Annotated in this window: 12 protein-coding genes; 7 read left to right on the top strand and 5 right to left on the bottom strand. The window is 44.2% G+C overall.

The window, feature by feature from the left end:
- Positions 1-5: 5 nt before the first annotated feature.
- On the bottom strand, positions 6-854 hold the full coding sequence (locus ACFI6L_RS09620; RefSeq protein ID WP_462573877.1) for a type 1 glutamine amidotransferase domain-containing protein: 849 nt from the start codon (positions 852-854) through the stop codon (positions 6-8).
- A gap of 108 nt (positions 855-962) precedes the next feature.
- Between ACFI6L_RS09620 and ACFI6L_RS09615 the strand changes: the two genes are divergently transcribed.
- Positions 963-1,871, top strand: a complete 909-nt coding sequence (locus ACFI6L_RS09615; RefSeq protein ID WP_014949894.1) for a LysR family transcriptional regulator — start codon at positions 963-965, stop codon at positions 1,869-1,871.
- A gap of 110 nt (positions 1,872-1,981) precedes the next feature.
- On the opposite strand, the gene ACFI6L_RS09610 is transcribed toward ACFI6L_RS09615, so the two are convergent.
- Complete coding sequence (locus ACFI6L_RS09610; RefSeq protein WP_371342569.1) at positions 1,982-2,386, bottom strand: phosphate ABC transporter substrate-binding protein; 405 nt, start codon at positions 2,384-2,386, stop codon at positions 1,982-1,984.
- A 163-nt stretch (positions 2,387-2,549) separates the two neighbouring features.
- Here ACFI6L_RS09610 and ACFI6L_RS09605 point away from each other — a divergent pair, with 163 nt between their 5' ends.
- The 6 genes from ACFI6L_RS09605 (at position 2,550) to ACFI6L_RS09580 (ending at position 13,796) form a co-directional block, all read left to right on the top strand.
- Entirely contained in the window at positions 2,550-2,801 is a 252-nt protein-coding gene (locus tag ACFI6L_RS09605; RefSeq protein WP_014979627.1) for a hypothetical protein, read from the top strand.
- Positions 2,802-3,006: 205 nt separating this feature from the next.
- Positions 3,007-4,932 (top strand): methyl-accepting chemotaxis protein, encoded by a 1,926-nt coding sequence (locus tag ACFI6L_RS09600; protein WP_462573875.1) that lies wholly within the window; start codon positions 3,007-3,009, stop codon positions 4,930-4,932.
- Positions 4,933-5,158: 226 nt separating this feature from the next.
- Entirely contained in the window at positions 5,159-7,807 is a 2,649-nt protein-coding gene (locus ACFI6L_RS09595; protein WP_435786888.1) for a M1 family metallopeptidase, read from the top strand.
- Positions 7,808-8,144: 337 nt separating this feature from the next.
- The gene (locus tag ACFI6L_RS09590) at positions 8,145-12,170 is read left to right on the top strand and encodes an ExeM/NucH family extracellular endonuclease (protein ID WP_202285797.1); all 4,026 of its coding nucleotides are present in this window, start codon (positions 8,145-8,147) and stop codon (positions 12,168-12,170) included.
- An 11-nt stretch (positions 12,171-12,181) separates the two neighbouring features.
- Positions 12,182-12,793: a PEP-CTERM sorting domain-containing protein gene (locus tag ACFI6L_RS09585; RefSeq protein ID WP_014976845.1), complete on the top strand. Its 612-nt coding sequence runs from the start codon at positions 12,182-12,184 to the stop codon at positions 12,791-12,793.
- 115 nt (positions 12,794-12,908) lie between these two features.
- Positions 12,909-13,796, top strand: coding sequence for a WYL domain-containing protein (locus ACFI6L_RS09580; protein ID WP_202285799.1), 888 nt, complete (start codon positions 12,909-12,911; stop codon positions 13,794-13,796).
- A 52-nt stretch (positions 13,797-13,848) separates the two neighbouring features.
- Here the strand turns inward: ACFI6L_RS09580 and ACFI6L_RS09575 are convergent, their stop codons facing one another.
- From ACFI6L_RS09575 to ACFI6L_RS09565, 3 genes are all read right to left on the bottom strand, one after another.
- The gene (locus tag ACFI6L_RS09575) at positions 13,849-15,972 is read right to left on the bottom strand and encodes a response regulator (RefSeq protein ID WP_202285801.1); all 2,124 of its coding nucleotides are present in this window, start codon (positions 15,970-15,972) and stop codon (positions 13,849-13,851) included.
- 91 nt (positions 15,973-16,063) lie between these two features.
- Positions 16,064-17,266, bottom strand: a complete 1,203-nt coding sequence (locus tag ACFI6L_RS09570) for a pectinesterase family protein (protein ID WP_202285803.1) — start codon at positions 17,264-17,266, stop codon at positions 16,064-16,066.
- Positions 17,267-17,279: 13 nt separating this feature from the next.
- Positions 17,280-18,746 carry a glycoside hydrolase family 28 protein gene (locus ACFI6L_RS09565; protein WP_202285805.1) on the bottom strand — a complete coding sequence of 489 codons (1,467 nt, stop codon included), beginning with the start codon at positions 18,744-18,746 and terminating at the stop codon, positions 17,280-17,282.
- Between the last annotated feature and the right edge of the window lie 2 nt (positions 18,747-18,748).

Genomic DNA, 18,748 nt, shown 5'->3' with positions numbered 1-18,748 from the left:
TGTCCTTAATTAGATTGTGAATTTAACTGTTGTAAAAGCTTTTCAGCTAACAGTTCATCAGAAAACGGGTTTTGGCCTGTAATAAGCTCACGGTCTACTACTACATTGGGCGCCCACATTTCTTTGAATTCCATCTTGCCACCCGCTTGCGCCATGGCGTCTGCTGGGTAGTACAATAACGTTGCGTCGTTTAACGTGCTTTCAAAATAGGCTTCTTCCGGTGTGGAGAAAATTGTCATTTTGTAGCCATCATAAATCCAACTCTCAGATGAGGCTTGCTCACCGGATTTCAATGCCAGTTCAAATGCCTGCGGGTTAGATTGCCCAGAAAGTAAGGCGATTGGACCATGGCAGATAGCGGCAGTAGGTTTTCCTTCACTGTGAAAGTGAGACAAAATTTCACCCACTTGAGGATTGTTTGCCAGGTCGATAAGCGGTGCATGACCGCCTGGAATGAATACGCCTTCAAACTCTTCTAGACCTTGTCCAATCACTTCGCTCAATGACAGCGTGTCATCAATGCCTTCTATTGACGCTACAAACGTTTGAATGTCTCGCATTTGCGATTCGCCGCCATCAAAGTATTGCGGTATTACTGATTTTTTATCTACAGATGGCGCATTGCCTTTTGGCGTGGCCAATACCAGTTTGTAGCCTGCGTCTACCAATGCTTTTGCCGGCACACCAAACTCGTTAAGGTAGTAGCCTGTAGGCTCTGTTTTGCCATCTGCAAGTTGCATTACATTTTCACTTGAAAGTAGTACAAGTATTTCGCCTTTAACGTCTGCCGCATAGGCCGACTGTGATAAACCCGCAATAATGGCGAGCGATAAAATTGATGATGCTGATTTCATGTGCAGCTCCTGTCGCATTAGAAAGTGCGTGTATCATAGAGAGGTTGGCTTACATCGAGAAGTCAGATAAATTGTGATGAGTCATCAAAAATCTGATGGGTAGGAATTATGTCTTACTTAACACAGTTAAAAACCTTTGTAGAAGTTTATCGAAGCGGCAACATTACACGTGCTGCAGCTCGCCTTCATATGTCTCAGCCAGCGGTCACTTCTCACATACAAGCCATGGAGAATATTGTCGGTAAAGAGTTGTTCATAAGAAAAGCGAGAGGCGTTGAGCCAACGGCTATCGCTGATGACTTGGCGCTGCAGGTCGCCAGTCACATTGATACGTTAGAGCAGAAAGTGGCTTCTATTCGCAGTCGTGCTTCCACCGATCACGGCACGTTACACCTTGCAGGCCCTGCAGAGTACCTCAGTCTGGTGGCAGGTCCTGCACTCGCTAACTTGCTTCAGGCCGATAAAGTGAATTTAGTGATCCATACCGGCAACAAAAGTAATATTTATCATTTGTTGGAGAACGATGTAGCGGAGCTTGCCATTACTGCCTCTGAGCCCACTGACGCGATGTATGAATATCAGAAGTTGGATAAAGAGCGTTTAATCTTAGTGATGAACCGTGTGCAGGGAAAGTTGCTGGGAGAAAGAGAAATATCGGCAGCGCTACTCAACCAACATAAAGTAGTGACGTATGATGAACAGTTACCGCTTGTTCGGCGATACTTTTCGGAGGTATTTAATGCCGCGTGTGAGTCGCCTGTCGCAGCTGTTTGCCCGGATATAAGAGCAATAAGTAGTATTATCAAAGCGGGGATTGGCTATTCAGTTTTGCCTGACTACTTATGTAAAGAAGGTATTGCAAAAGGCGAATTGGTCGCGCTGGGTAAGCCAGGCCCAGAAAATGATGTTTATTTAGTGTGGAAAAAGGGAGCGCTACGTCATCCTAGAGTCGACTTCGCCAAAGATGTCATAATGGCTTTTGCAAACATTAACTATCTTTCGACACTTCCTGATTGAAGCTAGAAGCCTAAAAAGGGCGACGCATTTAGACAAGGCGTCGCCAATTGTTATTAGTTCAAATAACCAAGGCTTGTTGATCTTTGCTGAATATTAAACAACAGCAGGCCCTAAAATGTACCGACAACTTTTACCGTGCCATCAACTTTACCTTCATCCACAAAACCTATGGTATTGGGGTTGGTCGCGACAAGATTTAACATCTCATCCTCAGTTGCTATCATTTCAGGGGGGGTGCCTCTGCCAGTAAACACAAGCTTCGACCAGAATGCGGAGTATTGTGATTCAGATTTTCCAAGCACATTATTATTAAAAGCGTCTCTGATATTATTACCTTGTTCGAAGGTAAGGGGAATTGCGCGACTTCCATCGGGAAATGCTTTTACTTTCCCCAAATATATTTTCTTGACGGTATCGATATCGATCCCAGAATTGTTATTGGCATTTATTATCACGGCTGTACCGGCATAAATCGGCGCAGACATTAAAAAGCACAGGGCTGCAATTATCTTCATTGATATTACCTTCGTTCTTAACTCGCTAACATCGAGGCAAGCATGCTAGTGGTTTGTACCCAAGGGCGACGCGCCCTCACGAAAGTATAACCGAGATTTACAATTTGTCGCATTTCGACAAAAGGTGAAATTTGAAGGATCCTAAAACATACAAAGAGAAATTATGGCAAAACCTAATGCAAAAGGGCCGGTCAGAACCGTGCAAATTTATTGCTCCAAGTGCAAGTTCCAGCTATTTAAATATCGAAAAGGCGGCAAAGGCGCGTTGGTTAAATGCTTTAAAGAGAGAATAGTTGAGGACTTTACTCATGAAGAAGGAGTTTGCCCTTCTTGTCACGGACAGTTTGCAAGGAATGCCTTAATTCGAGGTGCACCTGCACTGAAAATTGTTGGCACAAAGGTGACCATGAAGTAGCACAGACTGCTAATCGGTTGTTAATTGGACAACTTTTTTTAAATATAAACGTTTGGATAATTTGCTCTTACGTAATTTTTGCCTAAATTAATATAAAGGGATTGCAGCCTCAAGCCGTTGTGCTGTTTGGTAAAAAATTAAAGGCCGAGGTTAGAAAGCGCAACGGAATGGCTTTGTATTAAACGTCTACACATCGAGATGATAAATGTCCATTCAAAGAAAGTTTCTATTTTCTATTTCTGCTGTTATCGCTTTGTTCGCTTTAATTGTTGCCGTGGCAACGGTTATCACCACTTCCTCAAATGTTTCAACCCTTGTTCAAGAGCAAAAGAAGAACACCGCCGATCGTTTAGTGAATATTCTTACTGTGACTGACTCTATCATGCTTGAACGCGTCAAAAGCAGTATGGCGTTGCTTAAACAGCGAGGTAAGGCAATCGGTGAACCCAATCAAACCGATATTGTTACCGTTAAAAATACGCAGGCTCGGCAGCTAAGGTTGGGCAATGCGGAACAAGCTAACACATTCGATTTGGTCGATAACCTTACAAGCGTAATGGGAGGCACCGCCACGCTTTTTAGTAAAACAGGAGACGACTATATTCGCGTGAGTACCAATGTCATTAAAAATGGCGAGAGGGCAATTGGCACTAAGTTGGCCCCTGATGGCAAGGCGATTAAAAAGATTAATCAGCAGGAAGCGTATTACGGTGCGGTTGATATTTTGGGTAGCCCTTATTTGACAGGTTACGAGCCAATGTTTAACAGCAGTGGTGATGTTGTGGGCATTTGGTATGTGGGGTACTCAGCCGACCTTAACGTCTTAGAGCAAGCCATTAAGCAAAGTCACGTGCTAAAAGAAGGCTTTGTTGCCCTTCGTGATGCAAAAGGTAACATTCGCATGCATTCCGCACATGTGAATGACCGACAGGTCGCCGACGCCCTTCAACCTAATGATGACTGGGTTGTAGAAGTGGTACCGTTTTCGCCTTGGGGTTACGATATTATATTAGTGGCGTCGACGTCAGAAAAATCGGCAATGGTTCGAAGCTCTGTGTTGGTTGTTGTACTTAAAATCGTATTGGCGAGCGTGGGAATTTTGATCACCATTTGGTTGCTCGTTAAGTATATTGTTGGCAAGCCACTTGAAGAATTCATTGGGGTAGTAAACAACTTGTCTTCTGGTGAGGGAGATTTAACGTTCCGTTTTCAGGCATCAAGAAGCGACGAGTTTGGTACCATGGCAAGAGCGTTTAATGGACTTCTTAGCCAGTTACAAGACACGTTGCAGAGTGTGGACGAAGCCACCGACCACATGCTAGCAAAGTCAGAAAGGTTAAATGCAACAGCGTTGCAATCCAAAGATACCGTTTCACAACTTAGCCGAGAAACCGAGTCAATTAATAACGCCATTTCGTTAATGCAGCAGAATGCACAAACGGTGTCGTCAACCATTCGCAGTTCAAGTGAAGCGGCACACGCTGCCGATCAAGATACGCGAAACAGCGTAAGCGTTTTGGCGCAAACCATTAAAGACATCCAGTCTCAGGCAAGCGATGTGGACGCGTCAGTACAGGTTATCACTGAGTTGGCTCAGGCAAGTGAAGAAATTAGCGGTGTAATGGAAGTTATCAGGAATATCGCGGAACAAACGAATCTACTTGCGCTTAATGCAGCTATTGAAGCGGCTCGCGCTGGTGAGCAGGGACGTGGCTTTGCCGTTGTCGCTGACGAAGTCCGCTCGCTAGCAAGCAGAACGCAGTCTTCCACGGAAGAAATTCGCAATATGATTGAACGCCTTCAGCAAGGTAGCCGCGTGGCTTCTGAGAAAATGCAGCAAAACAAAGAAACCGCCTATAAAACCGTGGACACCACAAAACATGCTGGCGATTCGTTAAAGCAGGCGCTTGACGCTGTTGCACGCATCACAACGTTAAACCAAGACGCTGCCACAATGGCTGAAGGACAAACAGAAGTTGCTAACGATGTGAATAAAGGGGTAAGCAGTATTCAACAGGTGGGCAATGCCAATACTACCTATGCAAAAGAAGTGGTAGATAACTGTGAAGCCTTAGTTCAGCAAGTTAAGCAAATGCAAATGCAAATGCAGTTGCGACGATACCATTTCTAGAGTTGCTGGCTTATTCAATCGATCTGGCTGTCAGCAGGCAGCGAAGCAGAAACAAGATAATTCGCCAGAGTCAATGTACGCTGAAATGCACAATTCTTGCGGTTGACATGAATAGTAACAATTTGAACCAATGCCAAAAGGGCTTTAGATTGCTAAGGCCCTTTTTGATATTTATTCTTACCCATGGATGAATATAGGGATTTTCCCATAACATGGATAAACCATAATGAAACAACTATCTACACTAGCTGGTGTGGTTGCGAGTGTTTTTGCATTCACATCGCTATCGACAACGGCAGTAGTGGCGCAAGAAGCGCAAACTGCATCTGCAGTCGTATCACCCGCGAAAAAGACACTTGCTGATGTTGAATACCGCTTACCGTCAACAATCGCTCCCACATTTCAACACATTCACTTAAATATCGACCCTGACAACCCTACATATTCTGGAAAAACGAATATTGACGTAACGGTTAAAACCCCAACTAAGAAAGTGGGCTTTTATCAGCAAGATTTGACCGTGACGTCTGCGCGTTTAGTGTCTGGAAGCAGCAGCTTTCCTCTAAATGTTACGATTGGAGAATACGACATCAATTGGGGCGAATCGCAAGATGAGATTGCGCCTGGAAAGTATACATTAGAGATTACGTTTGAAGGGAAAGTGAACACGTCTTCAGATGGCATGTATCTGTCACGTTTTGAAGAGACCAACTATATATTTACCCAGTTTGAAGATATGCATGCGCGAAAAGCGTTTCCAAGTTTTGATGAGCCAAACTTCAAAATTCCTTATCAAATGACCATCAGTTCTCCTGAACATCAGGAAATTGTGGGTAATACACCTGTTGAAAAGGTGACAGTGGAAAACGGGATCAAAACCGTAGTGTTTGAAAAAACTAAGCCCATGCCGACATATCTTATCGCCTATACCGTAGGGCCTTTTGATAGTGCTGAAATTTCTGGGCTGTCGGTGCCAGGAAAAATATACGTTCCAAAAGGGTATGCCGATAAAACCAAATTTGTTATCAAACACATCCCAGAAATCCTAGCCTCGCTAGAAGATTTTTTCGGTATCAAGTACCCCTATAAAAAAATGGATTTTGTTGCCGTACCAAACTTTACCCACGGTGCAATGGAAAACGTAGGTTTAATTACCTATCGCGATAGTTTGTTACTGCTAGAAGATAACCCAAGCGTCACAGAGCGTTCACGACCGCTAAATGTTATCGCGCATGAACTTGCTCACCAATGGTTTGGCAACTTGGTAACAATGGCGTGGTGGGATGACCTATGGCTGAACGAAGCGTTTGCGTCTTGGGCTGCAAGCCATACCATGAAAACCTTGTATCCAGAGTTGAACTACGCCGATCGCATAGTACAAGAGGGAGCATTTGGTGCAGATGCTAGTCCCACGGTGAAACCTGTTAAAAAGGTAGTGAAAAGTCAGCCAGATGTGATGGATGGGTTGGGCTTGAACTACTCAAAAGGTGAATCAATTTTACAAATGATTGAATCGCTAATTGGTACAGAAAAGTTTCGTGAAGGCGTTCAAAACTACATGAATTCCCATGCTTGGGGTAATACCGTAGCAGACGATTTGTGGCGCGCTCTAGATGAAGTGTCCGATTTCAACTTAAGCGCCATGATGAAAGCCTACTTGGAACAGCCGGGCTACCCACTTATTCATATTTCAAAAGATGGCAAATTAACCCAGTCCCGTTTTCACCTTGCTGGCGCTACCGTGGAAGATAAGACATGGGCAGTTCCATTAAAGCTGACTTATCAATCAAACGGAAAAATACTAAACGAAGTGGTTTTTATTGATAAAGAAACCACAGTTTTACCTCAGCTTGCTGAAGCAGACTGGGTGTACCCTAATGACAATGCAACAGGTTACTTCCGTTGGTCAATTGAACCAGCTCAGTTAAACGCACTGCTAAATAATATTGATGCGCTAAATAAGCGTGAAAAGAAAAATGTGCTATACAACTACCAGGCGCTGTTAAACGCAGATCAAGTAGGTGTAGACAGCGTGATGAAGGTGCTTAATAGCTTGGCAAAAGATGATGACCCTGCGGTCATTCGTGCGGCTGTTGGCGTGTTAGCTGAGTTTAGTTATTTAGTAAATGAAGACAATAAAGCCGCATATGCAAAGCTTCTAAATCAAAATTATATGCCTTTGTTAAACAAGCTTACCTTGTCTCAAAGTGAGCAGGATAACGCAGATGTCATTCGCCTGCGTAACCAGCTATACAGCTTACTGGGTACTCATTCGAACAATGAGCAACTTGTTGAACAAAGCGTTAAGATAGCGAAACAGTACCTTGCAGATACTAGCAGTGTTCCTTCCGGTATTGCCGGTACAGCAATTGAAATTGCTACGCGAAATAGTGAACAAGGCGAGCAGGGCACATGGTTTAATACAATTGTAGAGGCATTTAAAAAAGCACAGTTGCCAAATGTGAAAAGCACGCTGGTGTATTCGATGTACTTTGAAGACAAAGCGACCGTCTTTAAAATGTTAGATTTAGCGCTTACCGATGATATTACGCCTGCAAATACCATGTATATGGTGGTGAGAGTAGCACGTAACTTAGACGATCATACGCTATTGTATGAGTGGCTTAGTAAGAATAAAGACGCGCTACTAGCAAAAATGCCTGATTACCATGTAAGCAGAATGCCGGAATTTGTTTCAACAACCTGTTCGGCTGAAAACTTAGAAATGGCCAAAGCGTTCTACGCGCCAATTAGCGAGACTTATCAAGGAATGGCACGCGGTGTCGAAATTATGCAGGACGAGTCTCAACAGTGTATGCGGCTGAAATCTGCGTTTCAGGCAGACTTTAACGCCTTCTTAAACGAGCAGTTATAGGCAACAACGAAAAGGCGTTTTCTTAGCGCTTTTTATCCTAAAGTTATGATTGAAAGAGCGCCCACAAGGCGCTCTTTTTTTGTGCATAAAACTGTAACATGCACCACGGCGAGTCACTGAAATATTTCAAAGCTGAAACATTTACGCATTGTGACAAATCAACTTTCCCTGTACCAAAGTTCAGCAGAGTTAATCAATAAGTAAGTTTATTTTAAACGTCTAAGTTTCTGATTTTTAAAGTTTGTGACGTTTATATTATTATTTTTATTAAGTGCTTGCTGTATATACGTATGTATAAGAATTTATACCTTCCTTATACAAAAAAGCGGAAAGCAAAATGATTCATGAGGGTAACACACAAAAGTATAAGCTGAGGAAATCAGCTAAAGTAGTCAACGCGTTGTTGGCGGGTGCATTGTCGTTAGGCGTTGTTTCTATTAATGCCTCTGCAGATACAGTATGGCAAGAAGACTTCGAAGCAAATGAACTGCAAGGCAAGGGCGCAACTGGCTCAGACCCTGCGGGAGCAATTGTTGACCTTGAAGGTGTTGATCGTTGGTCAGTAGACGTGTCAGCGAGTGAGCTAAGTGCCACTTCAGACTGGTTCCGTGTTGAAAGCGGCGCAATGCAAGCACGTGATACTGACGGTGAAGTAGTCTGGTTGAGCGAGTCTATCGATATATCTGGTGCCGGTGATATCACCATAAATGCCGTGCTTTCTCAAAGTGGAAATTTTGAGTCGACAGACTACATCGATGTATTTTACTCATTAGATGGTGGCGCATTCGAGCTTATTACGCTTTCAGAAGGGGCAACGAATACGGTACAGGAAGACTTTGGTTCTGCAACACTGACCGAAACGATAGGTAGCGGAAGCACTTTAGAACTGAAAGTAGCCATGGCTAACAACTCGGGTACCGAATATCTCAATTTAGACAGTATTTCAGTAAGTGGAAATGGAACTACCGATGGTGGGGATACTGGCGGTAACCCTGACGACGGCGGTGAACCTTCAAATGAACTTCTTTTCTTAAGTGATACTTGTTTTAACTGCCCTGATTTGGAAGCAGTTAACCTAGCCAGCGACTTTGTTGCATCTGACTATTACGCAGCTCTCGACACAGCTATTGCAAACGGTGAAAGTGCGCAAACGTTAAAAGACACGGCGCATAACATCATTGAAAATGGTCATCGTACGCTTTCTTACTCAGAAGTGTGGACAGCACTCACTTACACTGATGAAGATCCTGCTAACACCGATAACGTTATCTTGTTCTACAAAGGCATATCACAAGGCAAGTTTACCAACGGTAGCGGTAGTCAAAGCACCAACCCAGACAATTGGAATCGCGAACATGTTTGGGCTAAGAGCCATGGTTTTCCTAGCTCAAGCCTAACGGCATACAGCGATATTCTGCACCTGCGTCCTACCGATATTTCTGTAAATAGCTCACGCGGCAACTTAGATTTTGATTTTAGTGGTAGCACGCTTTCTGAAGCTCCGTTAAACCGAGTTGATGGTGACTCTTTTGAGCCTCGTGACGCAGTAAAAGGTGATGTAGCACGCTCAATGCTATACATGGACGTGCGTTACGATGGCAATACAGCTGGTGATACCGAAGACGACTTAGTGTTAGTAAATCGCCTTACCTCTACTAGCGAAGCCGCGTTTGGTAAGCTTTGCGTATTGCTTCAATGGCATGAAAGTGATCCAGTGGATGATTTCGAACGTCGTCGTAACGAGCGCGTTTATGAATTCCAAGGAAACCGAAATCCGTTTATTGACAAACCTGAACTTGCTTCACTTATCTTCAACGAGAGTTGTGATGGTACAGGTGGTGATACTGGCGGTGACACGGGTGGCGATACTGGCGGTGACACGGGTGGTGATACCGGCGGCGACACAGGTGGTGATACCGGCGGTGACACAACACCTTCTACCAGCAGTATTTACATTTCAGAATACATCGAAGGTGGCGGTTTCAATAAAGGTATAGAGCTTTTCAATAGCTCGACACAACCGGTAAGTCTAGCGGGTTATGAGTTAGTTTTACTCTCCAATGGTGAGACCGCAGATGCTGACCGTAAAGTGTTAGCACTTGAAGGCACAATCCCAGCAGGTGGCGTAGCAACATTCGCTCACGGAAGTGCAGATGCACTGTTAACTGCCGGCTCAACGATTAGCAGCTTCGTGATTAATTTCAATGGCGATGACTACATTGAGCTCGTCGCTAACGGTCAGGTTGTTGATGCTCTAGGTACGTACGGCGTTAAAACTAACTGGGGTAAAGACGTTACTTTGGTACGCAAGATTTCAGTAACGGCAGGCAACCCTAACCGCAACCCAGCGTTTACCCTTGACGAATGGGATAGCCTACCAAAAGATACGCTTAACAATTTTGGTTCGCACAATGGATCTGTTAGCGAGCCTACGGATCCAACTGACCCGACCGACCCAACTGACCCAGTTGGTGAAGTAGTCTTAATTAGCGCTATCCAAGGCGAAGGCGATACCTCGCCACTTACAGGCAATGACGTTGTTATTGAGGCAGTAGTGACTAAAGTTGTGCCGGAAATGAACGGATTCTTTATTCAAGAAGAAGCCGCCGACTCTGATGGCAATGCTGCGACGTCTGAAGGTGTATTTGCCTATTCGACAACCTTCACTGAATACCCATCTGTTGGTGATGCTGTGCGTGTTAGCGGTGCAGTGGCTGAATACAATGGCATTACAGAAATTGTACTAAGCGCCAATGCTGAAACGCTAGGTGCAGGTGCTGATATACTAACGACAAGCATTGAAATGCCATTTGACGAGAGTGTTAACCTAGAGTCACTTGAAGGTATGCAGGTTCAATTCCAGCAAACTTTGAACGTGACAGACGTTTACAATCTTGGTCGATATGGGCAATTCAATGTGTCATCAGGCCGCCTGATGATTCCTACAAACCAATATGCCGCGGGTTCAAGTGAAGCTATTGCCTTGGCTGAAGCGAATGCACGCAACACATTGTTGGTTGATGATGGCTCAAGCGCACAAAATGCTGACGATATTCCTTTCCCAGTTGGAGGTTTATCTCATGCGAATCCTCTGCGTTTAGGCGACAGTGTAGAAGGCCTGGAAGGTGTAATGCACTACGCATTTGGTGCTTACAACTTAATTCCAGTTGGCGCTCTTCAAACTGTACGCACAAACCCAAGAACAGATGTGCCTCAGTTAGACGTACAAGGCGATGTCAAAGTGGCTAGCTTTAACGTGCTTAACTACTTTAATGGTCCGAACTTCCCTACCTCTCGTGGTGCAGACTCAGAAGATGAATTTGCCCGCCAGCAAGCGAAGACAGTAGCAGCCATCGTTGCGATGGACGCAGATGTACTTGGCTTAGTAGAAATCGAAAACGATGGATACGGGAGTGATTCTGCCATTGCTTCTCTAGTAAATAGCGTAAATGCTGAACTTGGTAGTGACGTGTATAGCTATGTAGCACTTGAATCATTACTTGGTGGTGATGAAATTGCGGTAGGTATTATTTATAAGCCTGCAACGGTTACACCACAAGGCGCAGCGGTTACTTCCTCTGAAGCTCCTTTTGACTACGGTAACCGCCAGCCGCTGTTACAAACCTTTAGCGTAAATAGTAACAGCGAAGCGTTTACGCTCGCGGTAAATCATTTCAAATCAAAAGGAAGCTGTGGCAGTGCAACAGGTAATGATGCTGATTTGGGTGATGGACAAGGCTGCTGGAACGAGCTACGTACCCAAGCTGCGCTAGGGCTGACAGCGCTTGTGCAAAACAGTGAAGGTTTGTCTGACCGAGTAATCGTAATGGGTGACCTAAATGCTTATGCGAAAGAAGATCCAATTCTTGCTCTCGAAGACGCTGGTTTCAGCAACTTGGTGAACCTCTTCCACGGCGAAAGTGCTTATTCTTATAGCTTTGGCGGCGAAATGGGCTACTTAGATCACGCGCTATCAAGCTCAACTTTGACTGAGTATGTGGCAGACGCAACGGTTTGGCATATCAATGCCGATGAGCCTCGTGTCTTCGACTACAACGTTGAATATAAGTCAGAAACACAGCTTTCTAGCTATTACGGGGCTGATGCTTATCGTTCGTCAGATCACGATCCAGTAATTGTTGTGCTGGATTTCCCTGAAACGAGTGAGCCGGAGCCAGTAATTGGTGATTTTGATGGCGATAGTGACATAGACAACACCGATATTGTGGCGTTCTACACCTTGCTTCTGCAACGTCAAGCGACGGTTGAAGAGCACGACTTTAACAATGACGGCAGATTAAATATCTACGATTTATACGCGTTAATGTCTATGTGTACACGTACCGCATGTGCAGTTCAGTAGTTGGAAAGAAAATGAAAAAAATTATTTTAATGGTATTGGCAATTGCTACTTTTAATGCAAATGCCGCAATAATTGAAATCTCTACGGATAAATCAATTTATCAAGTAGGAGAAACTATCACGGCGACGGTAAGCTTTTCTAATGAAGATGCTTTTTTAGGTATCGTACCGTTTCCTCAACCGTTTGATGTATATAACACGACAATTGGTTTTAACGATTCGCTCTTGAGTTTTATTGGCGCTTCTACGTTAAATCCTTTTGGCTCAGTTAGCAGCTTGGGGAACCCAGTGTTAGAGATGTTTCTACCTCCTTTTCTACCGGGGGGAATTTTAGAGATAGGTTCACTAGCTTACTTGGAACAAATTGATTTGTTCTATCAACTGCAGACACCAGTGATTGGTTTATACACCGTGCAATTTATCGCACAGTCTGTTGGTGACATTACAATTGATGGGTTGTCAGGTTCTTACATTTTTCAAGGCACTCAAGGGGGGCAGCTGACGCCTATACAGGTGAGTAGCGCAAGTTTCAGTATTGCAGAAGTACCTGCACCAGGTACCTTCGCGCTATCGCTTCTGGCTTTAGGTGGTATGTTTTTCGCCCGCAAACGTGTGAAGTCATAAACCTTAATGGCTAAAAGTTTAAGCCCAGCCGCGTGCTGGGCTTTTTTATTTCTATTGCTATTTACATACGGCTTTAAATAAACCACACTGAATAAAAATACAATAAGTGCGCACCATGTTAGAAACCATTTCTTTTTCTCAACGCCAACGACTGGCGTATATCGACTTCTGCCTTTTGTTTAAAGGGGCTATCCATCGCCAAGACTTAATAAATCGCTTTGAAGTGGGACTATCGGCTGGTTCTCGTGACTTTACACTATACAAAGAGCTCGCCCCTGATAACTTAGTCTACGATCCAAGGGAAAAACGTTACTTTCAAACAGAAAGCTTTATTCCGGTTTTTGAACACGATGCAAAGCGAACCCTTGTGAAGCTTGCCAACGACATATCAGATGGATTTGATGCGATCGGTGACATACATTTCCCTGTTGAAAGTGCATCTTCACTTAATATTCCTGATATTTTTGTGGTGGCGAAAGTGGTACAAGCCATCGTGAACAAAAAGGCGATGAGCGTAATCTATACGTCGCTTTCAAGCGGCAGTGGTGCAAGAGAGTTAGTGCCTCATAGTATTGTTGATAATGGTCAACGCTGGCATGTTCGCGCATTCGACAGAAAATCACAAAGTTTTAGAGATTTTGTGCTAACTCGAATTAGTAAGGTAACGGTTAAAGCAGAACCTGAAATCCATGAATGCATAGATTGTGATGAAGAGTGGGGAAGACTTATCTCACTTGAAATTGTGCCGCATCCTAAGAATATTAAATATGCCACCGCAATAGAGCTTGATTACGCCATGGAAGAAGGCGTGCTTACATTGGAAGTACGGGCTGCCATGGCGGGATACCTGCTTAGACGTTGGAATGTTGATTGTACAAAACATGCAAGCTTACGTACCGGAGAGTATCAACTTTGGCTTAGGAATCAGCAGAGCCTTGCGAATACCGACAATTTAGCCATCGCGCCAGGGTACATTGCAGAGCAAGAACCCTATACCGTATAAAATGTGGAAGTGGCCTGCCAAACAGCTCCTTGTTGAGTGTTAGTACATGCAGCTAACCGATATATTTCTTGATACAAACCAGTAGCGTGTCTTTGTCTAAAGGCTTGGCTAAAAAGTCAGTCATGCCGGCAGCCAAGCACTCTTCTTTGTCTTCTGCGAAAGCGTTTGCAGTGAGCGCAACAATTGGTGTATCAACCTCCAATGCTTTGCGTAATATTGTTGATGCCTCAATTCCTCCCATGGCGGGCATATTGCAGTCCATCAAAATAAGGTCGAATTGATGTCGCTTGCCCACATCTACGGCATCTTTTCCGTTCTTAACATGTAGGAACTTATAGCCTTCTGACTGCAATATAGTCTTCACGATTTCGGCATTGATTTCGTTGTCTTCAGCTAGCAGTATGCGTTTCTTCTTATTGCCTTCTTTAACATCATTATGAGATACGGGTTTTGTCTCAATTAACCTTCCTAAATCATGCTCAAGTTCTCGACGATTAATGGGCTTAGCATGCGTACGCCAGATAAGTTCAGAAACATCATTTTCATCTTCTAGTCGTTCCAGTTCAGCAGAGATAAGAATGATTTTAGGAAATTTATCTGGGTTCATCGCCTTCAACTGTTCTAGCAAATCGACCCCGCTCATCTCTGGCATAGACAAATCAAGAATAATAACGTCGAAAGCCAGTGGGCTGTCTGATAGGTAGGCTTTTGCACTATCATAACTTTGGGGCACAATCGACATGGAGGTAACGACATGCTCAAAATATTCGCGGCTGGTTTGTAAGTCATCAACTATCGCACAGCGCAAATTAGCACTGGGTTCAACGTTAATGTCAGGCAGCTGAGATTCTTCCGCTGCCATGGTAAAACTGAAGGTGCTTCCTTGGCCTACAAATGAGGTTACATTGATGTCGCCGAGCATGAGTTTCGCCAACTGCTTCGCAATACTTAACCCTAGCCCTGTGCCCCCGTACTCACGGGTGGTGGATTGGTCGGCTTGCTCAAATTTCTTAAAGATATTATCAAGCTTAGATGACTCGATACCAATGCCGGTATCAATAACATCGAAGCTTAAATAATTGCCGTTTGGGCGTTTGGTATAGGTGACCTTTAACGTGACAGAACCTTGTTCAGTAAACTTAATTGCATTACTTAACAAGTTGTGCAGAATTTGCGAAATACGAGTGATATCGCCTTTAATGACGTGAGGTAAGTCAGGGTCTTTTAAGTAATGAAATTCAAGGCCTTTTCTTTGGCAGTAAACCCGCTGTAACGACACCACATCGTCCAAGACTTGTAATAGGTCGACTGGCGCCTGTTCAATTTTGATTTTGCCTGCTTCAATTTTTGATATATCGAGAATATCGTTGATTAACACAAGGAGTTGCCTACCAGCAGTTTTGGCTTTTTTAAGGTAAATGTTGCTTTTGTCAGGGTTGTCTATGGCCAACTCGATCATGCCAAACAGGCCGTTCATTGGTGTGCGAAGTTCGTGACTCATGCTTGAAAGAAACTCTGATTTTGCTTTGCTTGCTCTACGAGCCTCATCAGCCGAACTTTCCGCTTGCTCTTTCAAGCTCGTTAGTTTGGCAAATGACCGTTTAACGGTGCGCTCCATAGGGGAAAAGATGAATGCTGCCTCGATACATAATAGAGCGAGTGTGGCTAGCCATAAGTAAACTTCAATCGAAAGAACCACATCTACTCTAGCAGTGGCGTCTTGCTCGAACCGCGCGACGACATAATCAAGCTGTTGTAATAGCGATGTCAGCGCTTGAATATCTAAAAGCGTAGTGGGCTGACACTGTGCTGCATCTAAAATTTGATCGGCGCTTTGTATGTATCGGTTTACTTTGTTGTCGAGCTGGCCTTCGTTAAAGTAAGTATTAGAGATAGAGGCGGGAAGGTTATCGAGTGACACAAGCTGTTGATGATTTTGTTTGAAACGTGCTAACGATTGCGCCAAATACCTTTGCTCTTCACTGTCTTCGCAAATGTTTGGTGTAGAGGTGAGCAACGCAATACGCTGTGAAAGCATGCGTTGCTGACCCGCGATATTGATAATTTCAGCATCTTTCTTCTGATCACTGATTAATTCGTACAGAACAATAAAAGAAAGAGTGACGAGTGTAGCGGTTAGCAATAACGCAACGATATAACGAACACGTATAGACATAAGGGTAGTAGTGGCACAGTGATAACTAAAAGATAATAGATACCAAGTGGTTACGCAATGTGCCGAGCAATTTACTTACGCTTATGTTGCTCTATTTAATATCTTTCGGGATGTTATTAGGCACCCAGCCTCGCAATACCGCCTCTTTAGTGTAAAAAGCCGCGTTTTTATCATTCAGAAAATGAGAGTTTATTGCTGGTGAGGAGACTGCTTTAGGTGCACCTTCTCCATGAGATTGGTACTCGGAAAATCTTGCTTCTGTATGGGGATTAAATGGTCTCTTTGTACCTGATGGCGTAGTTCCACCCATAGTAGTCCAGCGCTTTTGGATGATATGACCTGCCATATAGGTGTTGATAAACGTGGTTTTACCTACAGCGTAAGGGTTTGCATATCGGCCATCTGAAAAGGTGGTTGTAGGATGCCAAGGCCTTCCCAGTGCCACGCTTTCATTTGGAACGCCGTGTTCTCTTTCAAGCCTACAGTTATTGAACGTTAACCCATAAGGACGCTGTAAATGAGTGCTTGGGGCGGTGATGTAGCCTGTTAGTCCTTCGCTATCACCGCCAGAAAAACGTGTACGGGAAACAATAGAAACGCTTTCAAAAAACGCGGTGCCCTCACCAAAAATAAAGTCAATATGTCCTGCTATTGTTCCGCCTTCAATCAGAGCGCGGTCACCTTTTAAATAGAGGGTATCTTGGTAACCCCAGAGTGCGACATTTTTAAGGTAAGTGCGATCTGAGTTCACATCGGTTTTAAGCGCTACTGCCTGCGTACCTGATAATCGAGTAGGGTCGTCTTTTGCTTTGACCTCGTTACCGGGATAATCAAAATCATTGGTGATAGTGATATTTTCCAGAGTGATATTATCACCTAAAATCTCCACAGTGGCAGTGCGACGAGTTCCCCATTTTTCTTGAGAATTCTCTGCGACTTGTTGACCTGCATACCGATTGAAAACGATAGTCGTTGTTTCTTGCGACTGGCCCACAAAGTGAACATTATCAACGTTTATGACGACACGCTCTCGATAAATGCCTTCGCTAATAAAGACGGTCCATACTTTATCTTTTTGTGGCTTGTGAGACGCGATATAAGCAACAGCTTGGGACACAGAGTTAAAATGAGGTAAAGCGCCCTTACTTACGTCACTGTCATCGTCACTGTCATGTGATTTAGCTACCACTACATCCGTCGTTGCTGGCATTGCCGCGCTTAATCCACTGAAAAGTATACCTGCCAGCAACACAAAGGCTAAACTAAGACTGACACGTGCTTTATTAAATTCCATAGTATTTATTCTTCTACAGCCCGTGCTTGTTAAATGGTTGGCTATTAATAAACACATTGTTTATTGAAAGATGCGCTACGTTTTCGATAACGGCATCTTTAAGCGCACGTTTTATCGTTATGTTATTCAACGTCAACCCAGAAATAGGCGTATGGTCATACCCGCGAAGCACAAAGGCCCGGTTAGCTGACGCAACGTTTAAGTTCTCTATAGTGATATCTTCCAGTAGTGGAGGGAAGTTACCGGCATCACCTTCTTCGTAGAAGAAATTCACGACAACAGCGTCTTTCACCGTCCCAATATCGATATTGCGATAGTTTAGATTTTTTAGGTGACCACCCCGAATACTGTTGGTTTTAATTCTAATGCCGCGGTCTAAATCAGGGCTACTCATGGTGCAATGCTGAGCATAGAGATTCTCTACACCGCCGGATATTTCACTGCCGATTACAACACCGCCATGGCCAGCCTTCATCTCGCAATGTTCTATGACGATATTACTGCAGGGAACGTTGACCCTTCTGCCGTCTGCATTGCGTCCAGATTTAATGGCAATGCAATCGTCCCCTGTATCAAATGTACAGTTAGAGATAAGAACGTTCGTGCAGCTTTCAGGGTCGCACCCGTCCGAATTTGGGCCGAAACTTTTACAGTACACGTCGTTAACGGTGACGTTCTTGCAAAGCACAGGGTTAACTAACCAAAATGGAGAGCGCAGGATGGTAACACCCTCGATAAGTACATTTTCACAGCGGTAAGGTTGTATAAACGGAGGGCGCAGGTAATTATTTTCAAAAACGCGGTCACTAACGGGTGTCCCGTTTTCTACCATTACTTGCAGCGTGTCTCTGGTATATTTTTGGTTCTCAACCGGATCATCACCCCATGTTGAAGCCTTCCACTTACCTTTCCATGGCCACCAGTTGTCTTTCGCCGCGCTACCGTCAAGCGTACCTTTGCCGGTAATTGCGATATTAGTTTGCTCAAAAGCATAAATAAGAGGGGAGTAACCCATTAACTCCATACCTTCCCAGCGAGTAAAAACGTATGGTTTGTAATCATCAGGATTGGTAGAAAATCGAATTGTTGCGCCTGCCTCAATATGCAAGTTTATATTCGACTGTAAGTGAATTGGGCCGGTGCATAGCCAGTCGCCTTTTGGCACAACCACTTTGCCACCACCTTGGCGTGCGACTTGGTCGATAGCTGCATGTAACGCTTGCTTAAAGTCACTGCCATTTTCATTTAAAAAGTCGGTAACATTAGCTTCGCGCTTTGCAAAGGTGGGGCGCTTTATCATCCCTTTAATAAGGTTTGCTTCGGCGTCCCACTGGCGTTGAGTCCTTCCCGTTTCGGTCACATTTGCACATCCGGATAGGAATGTAGGAACACCTACAGCCATCCCAGAAGCTGCAACAGTGGTGGCGAGACCAGACTTTAAGAAGTGACGTCTGGCATTCGGTGAGTTAGGTCGGACCATCA

The sequence above is a fragment of the Alteromonas sp. G4i35 genome, from assembly GCF_054960375.1.
This window is presented reverse-complemented; position numbering and strand designations above follow the sequence as displayed.